Origin of the sequence: Protofrankia sp. Cj3, assembly GCF_917627355.1 — a bacterium.
Taxonomy (GTDB): Bacteria; Actinomycetota; Actinomycetes; order Frankiales; family Frankiaceae; genus Protofrankia.
Genome location: NZ_CAKJTR010000108.1, coordinates 7,747 through 10,375, shown reverse-complemented (window position 1 = coordinate 10,375; position 2,629 = coordinate 7,747). Strand labels below are relative to the sequence as shown.

The following is a 2,629-nucleotide window of genomic DNA, read 5'->3' as shown; positions in this document are numbered from 1 at the left end:
CGATGGACACTACCCACCGCGGCATCCACCTCAGAAGTACCCAGCGCCCCCGGCAACAGAGGATGCAGATCAAGAAATGGCGCTGGGGCACACACCTCGCGTTATCGCTCCCCAGCCAGCGCCGCGCGATGCACACACCCCAGCCCCACCTCTTGATCCACGCCTCTGAACTCCGCTACACCCGTTACCGAAAGCTCTTTGTAGTGGGCTATCTCAGGATGGGGCCGGCCCCCTCATGGCCGTGAAGCCGCCCGGCCTCCTCGGGCCAGCAGCGCCTGCGGTCAAAGGGGTATGGGACCAGCGTGGTACGCCGGGGACGATCGGTACCCGGCCACAGAGAGTTCCAGTCCACAGTCTCACCGGCCAGCCATCGGCTGGCCAACGCGGCGGTGCCGGCATCCAGAGCAAGGTTTTCCAGCCGGGCCCGGGACGCGGCGTCGGTGGAGAGCAAAGAGAGCGGATGCGGTTCGTTCTCGGACACGGCCTTGGCCGCCTCGACGAACTGCGTTGGTCCATGCACCACCAGCAGCGCACGCCGCGGCAGTTGCGCGCGGCCGATCTGCAGTGTCCAGACTACGGACGCGAACTCCGGCGGTGGGACTTCCACGCCGCCGGGGTCGGATGAGCCCTGGCAGACGAGATCGGCGAGGGCAGCGGCGAGGCGGTGCAGGCTCCAGGCGGTCCGGGTGCTGATCGGGACGAGATATGGGCCGTGCCATGTGATCGACGGGGAGGGCAGCGGCGGGGGTTCTTCGATCAGTACGTGGGCGTTGGCTCCGCCGAATCCGAACGCGTTGATCCCGATGCGTCGAGTGGAGCCGTCCGGCCAGGGCAGGGATGTACGCGCGATGTCGATCGGGTGTCGGTCCACGGGGATATCCGGGTGCAGGGTGGCGACCCCCGGGGTGAGCGGGATGGTGCGGTGACGCAGGACCAGAATGGCCTTGGCGAGCCCCGCCGCACCCGAGGACCCCTCAAGATGGCCGATGTTGGCTTTGACGGATCCCATCCAGAGCCTGCCCTGCGGCCCGGACGCGGTCGCGCCCGTACCCGGTTGTGCCGACTCACGCAGGAGGCGCACAAGCGCCTGCACTTCGACGGGGTCGCCCTTTGAGGTTCCGGCGGCGTGCGCCTCGATATAACCGAGCGCCGATGGCTCCAGATCAGCCTGGGCCAGTGTTCTGCGCACGAGTTCAACCTGGGAATCGGGATCCGGCCGGGTCAGGCCCCCGCGGCGGCCATCGTGGTTGAGCACGGCGCCGCGGATGACCGCCAGAACTGGATCGCCGTCAGTGATCGCTTTGTCCAGCAGTTTCAGCGCGAAGCAGAAGGCCCCCTCGCCGCGGACGTAGCCGTCCGCCGATTCGCTGAAGCAGGAGACGACGCCGCTGCGCGACAGGGCTCCTGCCGCTCGCATGACGGCGTGCATGTGCCCGTGCATGAGCACATTCGGACCGCCAGCGAGCGCCATCCGGAATTCGTGGGCACGCAGCCCGGACACCGCCTGGCTGATCGCGGTCAGACCGCCAGCGCAGGCGGTGTCAAGGGTGATGCTGGGACCGCGCAGGTCGAATTGCTGGGAGATCCGGTTCGAGACGAACGTGAGCAGTAGCCCCACCGCGCTGCAACGGTCGATCGCGTGCCGGCCGGTCATCCGGTCGCGCATGTCCGCGCTGGTGGTCGAGATGAATACAGCGACCTCCTGCCCGGCTATCGAGCCGGGGCAGATACCGGCTGATTCCAGCGTGTGCCAGACGGCTTCCAGCATGAGCCGCTGTTGGGGGTCCATCCAGGCCGCCATATGCGGGGCGATGCCGAACAGAGCGGGTTCGAACCGATCGAGGTCCTCCAGGCAGGACAGGACCGGCGCAGCCGCCCGCGCCGGGTCGGCCACGTAGTCGTAAAGGCGGCCCGGCGGAGCCGGGTGCATCGTCTGTCCACCGGTACGCAGCAGCCGCCAGAAGGCTTCAGCACCATCAGCCCGGGGCGCTCGCGCGGCCATGCCGATGACGGCCACCGGGGCCAGGGAATGTGAGGTCATGGGCGTCTTTCCCTTCACCGCTCGTACCGCTGCGCTGCGGAAACGCGGGTCGCGTGGACCGAGAGCAGGTCAGTGCACACGTCTCGTCCACGTGCTTCTCATCAGGTTCGCTCAGGACTTGTCCGGCCGGTTCGTCCGGACGCTGCCGGTCGGATGCCATGGGAACAAGCCGAGCTTGCGATTCGTATAAAACATTGATTCATATAAAGTGTTGACCGAAATATCGGCGTCGAGCTCTTCATGCAACGCACAAGCACAGCGAACTCAACCGCGAGGATGAAGCCAGGACCTACGCCGAGAAAAGCGTGTCCATGGCCGTCTCCGCCGGTTCCGTAAAAAATATCCTGACCAAGATCCGAACAGTCCCGTCTTCGGTGATTTCGTTGACCTTGACCCCTGTGGACGTTCGGCTCATGTTCGGACCATCGAAGCATACCGTGACATTCGGGCACAGAATACGAAATACGGAATGTCGAAGCATCCGCGCGCGGGGCAGACCGGTGTCGCGGCCAGCCGCGGGCCGGGCTTCTTCGGCGGGGCGACCAGCTCGAGCTCACCAGCCGTGTACTGGCGGACCAGGTTAGAGCG

Annotated in this window: 1 protein-coding gene; it reads right to left on the bottom strand. The window is 66.2% G+C overall.

From position 1 onward, the window contains the following. Positions 1-208: 208 nt before the first annotated feature. A complete protein-coding gene (locus MJ783_RS15125) occupies positions 209-2,041 on the bottom strand; it encodes a polyketide synthase (protein ID WP_239311080.1) in 1,833 nt (610 codons plus the stop codon). Positions 2,042-2,629: the final 588 nt, after the last annotated feature.

Bases quoted from the DNA above. Each gene is read 5' to 3' on its own strand.
- MJ783_RS15125 (WP_239311080.1), bottom strand. From the start codon at position 2,041: ATGACCTCACATTCCCTGGCCCCGGTGGCCGTCATCGGCATGGCCGCG.